The organism is Ramlibacter sp. (assembly GCF_035706265.1).
Lineage (GTDB): Bacteria > Pseudomonadota > Gammaproteobacteria > Burkholderiales > Burkholderiaceae_C > Ramlibacter.
Genome location: NZ_DASSVG010000679.1, coordinates 1 through 5,665, shown reverse-complemented (window position 1 = coordinate 5,665; position 5,665 = coordinate 1). Strand labels below are relative to the sequence as shown.

The following is a 5,665-nucleotide window of genomic DNA, read 5'->3' as shown; positions in this document are numbered from 1 at the left end:
CCCAGGCACATGCGGATGGTGGTGGTCTTGCCGGCGCCGTTGGGGCCGATCACGCCCAGGCATTCGCCGGCCTCGATGCGGAAGGACAGCGCGTCGACGACGGTGTTGTCGCCATAGCGCTTGGTGAGGGCACGGGCATCGAAGAGCGGCTCGGTCATGGGCGGCGGCTATTGTGCCGTCGGCCTGCGCATGCGTGCCGTCGGCCTGGGCGCGCCGCCCTGCGCGCGCATCGCAGCCGTAGAATTTCGGCCTTTGCCGAAGAGGTCGATGCGCTTGTTCCCGCTGCTGCCGCCGCTGCCGATCACCCAGCAGTACCTGCTGCCGAAGAAACTGCTGACGGTGCTGGCGGGCAAGTTCGCTTCCGCCCGCCTGGGCGCGCTCACGCAATGGAGCATCCGCCGCTTCGTCGAGCACTACAAGGTGGACATGCAGGAGGCGGCCGATCCGCGCCTGGAAAGCTACGCCACCTTCAACGACTTCTTCACCCGCGCGCTCAAGCCCGGCGCGCGGCCGATTTCCGCCGCCCCCTTCATCTGCCCCGTCGATGCGGCGATCAGCCAGTTCGGCCCGATCGAGCACGACCAGCTGTTCCAGGCCAAGGGCCACAGCTATTCGACGCGGGCGCTGGTCGGCGGCGACCAGGCGCTGGCGCACAAGTTCGAGCACGGCCACTTCGCCACGCTGTACCTCGCGCCCAAGGACTACCACCGCATCCACATGCCGTGCGACGGGCGCCTGAGGCGCATGATCCACGTGCCGGGCGACCTGTTCTCGGTCAACCCGCTGACCGCGCGCCACGTGCCGAGCCTGTTCGCCCGCAACGAGCGCGTGGTGTGCGAGTTCGACTGCGCGCACGGCCCGATGGTGATGGTGCTGGTGGGCGCCACCATCGTCGGCAGCATGGCGACGGTGTGGCACGGCGTGGTGAACCCGCCGCGCCCGCGGGGCGCGCGCGAGTGGCGCTACGACGACCGCGACGTCGTCCTGCGCCGGGGCGAGGAGATGGGGCGCTTCCTGCTCGGGTCCACGGTGGTGATGCTGTTCCCGAAGAACGTGCTCACTTTCACGCCCGACTGGGCGCCGAGCAAGGCGGTGCGGCTGGGGGAGGCGATGGGGACGGTGATCGAGACCGAGGCGGCCTTGTGACGCGGCGTCCCCGCCGGGACGCCGTTACTGGAACGCCACCTCGTCGAACGCCCGCAGCTTGCGGCTATGCAGGCGCTGCGGGCCGCCCAGGCGCAGGATCTCGATGGCGCGCATGCCGATGCGCAGGTGCTGGTCCACCCGCTCGCGGTAGAAGTGGTTGGCCATGCCGGGCAGCTTGATCTCGCCGTGCAGCGGCTTGTCGCTCACGCACAGCAAGGTACCGTAAGGCACGCGGAAGCGGAAGCCGTTGGCGGCGATGGCGGCGCTTTCCATGTCCAGCGCCACCGCGCGGCTGATCGAGAAGCGGCGCTGCGGCTCGTTGCCCGGAAGCAGCTCCCAGTTGCGGTTGTCGGTGCTGGCGACGGTGCCCGTGCGCATGATGCGCTTCAGGTCCGCGCCCTTGCACTGCGTGACATCCGCCACCGCCTGCTCCAGCGCCACCTGGATCTCGGCCAGCGCCGGGATCGGCACCCACAGCGGCAGCTCCTCGTCCAGCACGTGGTCCTCGCGCACGTAGGCGTGCGCCAAGACGTAGTCCCCCAGCTGCTGCGAGTTGCGCAGCCCCGCGCAGTGCCCCAGCATCAGCCACGCATGCGGGCGCAGCACCGCCACGTGGTCGGTGATGTTCTTCGCGTTGGCGGGGCCCACGCCGATGTTGATCATCGTGATGCCGCCGTGGCCCGGGCGCACCAGGTGGTAGGCCGGCATCTGCGGCAGCCGCGGCGGCGGCGCGCCCAGGCTGTCCATCGGCTCGCGCGGCAGGCCGACGCGGCGCGTCACCACGTTGCCCGGCTCGACGAAGGCGGCGTACTCGCTGTCCGGCCGGTTCATCTCCTCGTGGCCGAGGCGGATGAATTCGTCGATGTAGAACTGGTAGTTGGTGAACAGGATGAAGTTCTGGCACCACTCGGGCGCGCTGCCCGTGTAGTGGCGCATGCGATGCAGCGAGTAGTCCACCCGCGCCGCGGTGAAGAGGGCCAGCGGCAGCGGATGCTCGGGGCCGAAGCGCACGGTGCCGTTGGCGATGCCGTCGTCCATGCGCCCGAGGTCCGGCAGGTCGAACAGGTCGCGCATCAGCATGCGGCGCGCCGGCGGCAGGTTGCCCTCGATGTGATCGTGCTCCGCGAAGGAGAAGTGGATCGGCATCGGCTCGCCGCTCACGCCCACTTCCAGCGGCACGCCGTGGTTCTGCAGCAGCAGCCGGAACTGTTCGAGGTAGTAGTTCGCGTACAGGTCGGGCCGCGTGAGCGTCGTTTCGTAGCAGCCGGCGCTCGCGACGAAGCCGTAGGAGTTGCCTGAGTTCTCCAGCGCCGCCTGCGGCATCACGCTTTCGGTGCGGATCCGCACGTACGGATAGCAGGCCCGCACGCGCCCCGGCATCGCCTCGCCCGCCACGAAGCGCTGCATCGCTTCGCGCAGGTGGTTGATCTGCTCCGCGTAGATGGCGCGTACCTGGTTCAGCGCGCTTTCCGGATCGGTGTGGAGGGTCGGGGCGATGAACGGCGGCAAGAAGGGCATGTGCCTATTGTGCAACTCCCCTTCCACGGTTGCGCACACCCGCCCGGCGGTGGGCATCCGTCCTACAGCGTGTCACGGACCCCGCTGACCTTGGTTTTTGCGGCCCGGACCGACAGTCTGCGTCAGTCAGAACAACGTCGCACATCACCATTAAAGCGAATCAAGGAGTCCAAGAATGACGACAGCGTTGGCCGCGAATCCCTTTGCCCTGATGGTGGATCCCGCCCAGGTGAAGCAGCACATCGACAGCTCCGAACAACTGAGCAAACTGAGCCAACGCCAGTGCCACCCGCTCGATCGCGCCGTGATCCGCTGCGCGAGCGCCGAGATCGCCGCCTTCGACGCCAAGATCGACCGCACGACGATCTACCTGCCGCCGGAAGAAGAGAAGGCGGCGGGCGCGATGACGCGCACCTACACGCGCCGCGTCAACTGATCCTGCGCGCCGGCACGCCCATCGGCTGCGGCCGCACGGGCTGGTAGATCTGCTGCTGCTGGCGCAGCCACACTTCCTCGTCGCGGCGCGCCTGTTCGCGCCGCACCTGCTCCGCCAGGGCCCGCTGGCGCCGCTCGTAATCCTCGCGGCGGGCCTGTTCTTCGCGGCGGGCTTCTTCCTCGCGCCGGGCCTGCTCCTCGCGGCGGGCCTGTTCCGCACGCCGGGCCAGTTCGTCGCGCCGGCTCTCGTCGGCGCGGCGGGCCGCTTCGGCGCGGCGCACCAGCGCGCTCTGCTCCTCGCGCCGGGCCTGCTCCTGCAGGCGCGCCAGGTGCTGGCGGCGCGCCGCTTCGGCGAGCTTCTCCTGCTGTTCGGCGGCCTTGCGGGCGGCGGCCAGGCGTCTTTCCTCGGCGGCGCGGTGGGCGAGCGCCTGCTTCTTCTGCTTTTCTTCCTCGGCGCGCTTCGCCGCGAGCTGGCGCTTGTGTTCCTGTTCGCGCTTGGCGGCGACCTGGCGGCGTTCCTCTTCCGCCCGCTTGGCGGCCACGGCGCGCCGGCGTTCTTCGGCGCGTTTCGCTTCGGCCGCGGCGTGCGCGCGCTTTTCCTCCGCGCGCGCAGCGGCGGCGGCGCGGCGGTCCTGCTCGGCGCGCTCCGCGGCGGCGGCACGCCGGTCCTGTTCTGCGCGTTCTGCAGCGGCGGCACGGCGATCCTGCTCGGCGCGTTCCGCGGCGGCGCGACGTTCCTGCTCCGCGCGCGCGGCGGCCTGGGCCTGCGGCGCCGGTGCGGCGGGCAGGGCGGCGGACTGCAGCGATGCGGCCGGCGGCAGCACCGGTGCGGCGACCTTCAGCGGCCCTGCCGGGGGCGGGAGCACCTTGACCGAGGGCTGCGCGATGGCCGTGGCAGGGCGCACCGGCGCCACGGGCTGCGCGATGGCGGCTTCGACGGGCCGTGCTTCCTTCGCGGTGATGTGCTTCTCCGCCGGCGGCTGCTTCAGGCTGGCGGCGGAGCCGGAGATCACGATGGTCCGGCCCTTGGTGACGGTGTTGGGGATGGCCTTCTCGGGCGCCGCTGCGACGCTCGGCATGCTCACCGTGGGTTCGCCGCGCTTGCGTGCGCCGGCCCAGCGGTCGAAATCGTCGTTGGCGGCGAAGGCCGGCTGCAGCATGCGCGTGAGATCGCGGCCGCGGAACGTGAGGTGCTGGCCGGTGCGCACTTCGAGCGCCTCGCCCTTCTCGCCGTACACCACGCCGGCGCCGCTGTGGACCACGACGCGCGTGACGCCGTGCTTGGCATCGACGTCGATGCGGTAGTCGCCCGGTTGCCGGGCGCGGAAGGCGAGGTTGGGGGTGCCCACCTCGAAGCTGTCCCCGGGGTTCACGCGCGTCACGGTGGCCACGACGCTGCCCTGCGTGAGGCTCAGCTGGGTGGCCGTCTCGCCCACGTTCTCGAGGATCAGCTGGGTTTCGCCGTTGAGGCGCAGCGCATGGCCGCCGGCCTGCAGCTCGGCACGCGAGCCGCGGTCGGTCCACAGCCGGTCGCCGCGCTTGAGCAGGCGGCGCGGCTGCACGTCGTGCCACTCCTGTTCGCCTTGCGGCGCGTACGCCACCGTGCCTTCGGCATGATTCAGATGGGCTGCGGGCACCGACACCACCTGGGCAACTGCCACCGAACCGACGGCGATCGCCAGGGCTGCGATGCCGGGGGTCCACCGGCGGCAGCCCAGCCCGCCGGTTCTCGTGGTGTTTGCGCTCATGCGTTTATTGAACGCCTGAGGCAGGAACTGCACCGCAAAGGGCGTGTAAATCCTGTAGTCCGAGTCCGACGCGAAGCGACTTGCGTGAAGTTGTCACGCGCGGCCCGGGCATGGCTCAGCGCGTAACCGGGTCACGCATGGTCACGAACTCCTCTGCCGCAGTGGGGTGGATTCCGATCGTTGCATCGAACACCGCTTTCGTCGCCCCGGCCTTCATCGCCACCGCGAACCCCTGCACGATCTCGCCGGCCTCCGGGCCCACCATGTGCAGGCCGACGACCCGGTCGCTCGCCGCATCGACCACCAGTTTCATCAGCGTGCGTTCGCTGCTGCCGCTCAGGGTGTGCTTGAGGGGGCGGAACTCGGAGCGGAAGATGCGCAGCGCGCCGCAGCGTTCGCGCGCCTGCGCCTCGGTGAGCCCCACCGTCCCGATATTCGGGTGCGTGAAGACGGCGGTGGGAATGCATTCGTACTCCATGCGGCGCCGTCCTTCGCCGAACAGGTGGTCCACCACGACCATCGCCTCGGCCAGCGCCACCGGCGTGAGCTGCAGGCGCGAGCAGACGTCGCCCACCGCCAGCACCGAAGGCGCGGAAGTACGGAAGTCCTCGTCGACCACGATGGCGCCGTGCGGCGTCAGCGCGATGCCGGCGGCGTCGAGGCCGAGCCCCGCGACGTTCGGCACGCGGCCGGTGGCATAGAGCACCGCGTCGGCCGCCAGCGTCTCGCCGTTCTCCAGCGTGAGGGCGAGCCCGTCGTCGCCGCGCGCGATCGCGGCGACGTTGCTGTGCAGGCGCAGGTCGATTCCGGTCTTGCCC

At 70.5% G+C, this 5,665-nt stretch carries 6 protein-coding genes; 2 read left to right on the top strand and 4 right to left on the bottom strand.

The features are described from left to right. On the bottom strand, window positions 1-158 hold a 158-nt coding region (locus tag VFM98_RS24430), incomplete at its 3' end, for an ATP-binding cassette domain-containing protein (RefSeq protein WP_325112493.1). 109 nt (window positions 159-267) lie between these two features. Here VFM98_RS24430 and asd point away from each other — a divergent pair. Continuing rightward, window positions 268-1,146 carry an archaetidylserine decarboxylase gene (gene asd, locus VFM98_RS24425; protein ID WP_325112492.1) on the top strand — a complete coding sequence of 293 codons (879 nt, stop codon included), beginning with the start codon at window positions 268-270 and terminating at the stop codon, window positions 1,144-1,146. A 24-nt stretch (window positions 1,147-1,170) separates the two neighbouring features. On the opposite strand, the gene VFM98_RS24420 is transcribed toward asd, so the two are convergent. Further along, window positions 1,171-2,664: an AMP nucleosidase gene (locus VFM98_RS24420; RefSeq protein WP_325112491.1), complete on the bottom strand. Its 1,494-nt coding sequence runs from the start codon at window positions 2,662-2,664 to the stop codon at window positions 1,171-1,173. A 175-nt stretch (window positions 2,665-2,839) separates the two neighbouring features. Between VFM98_RS24420 and VFM98_RS24415 the strand changes: the two genes are divergently transcribed. Further along, on the top strand, window positions 2,840-3,100 hold the full coding sequence (locus VFM98_RS24415) for a hypothetical protein (RefSeq protein ID WP_325112490.1): 261 nt from the start codon (window positions 2,840-2,842) through the stop codon (window positions 3,098-3,100). Here the strand turns inward: VFM98_RS24415 and VFM98_RS24410 are convergent. Together VFM98_RS24410 and VFM98_RS24405 are read right to left on the bottom strand one after the other, a co-directional pair. Next, a complete protein-coding gene (locus VFM98_RS24410) occupies window positions 3,093-4,847 on the bottom strand; it encodes a hypothetical protein (RefSeq protein WP_325112489.1) in 1,755 nt (584 codons plus the stop codon). The two genes, VFM98_RS24415 and VFM98_RS24410, sit on opposite strands and share 8 nt — an antisense overlap. A gap of 115 nt (window positions 4,848-4,962) precedes the next feature. Beyond that, a partial coding sequence (locus VFM98_RS24405; protein ID WP_325112488.1) for an FAD-dependent oxidoreductase occupies window positions 4,963-5,665 on the bottom strand: 703 nt, incomplete at its 5' end.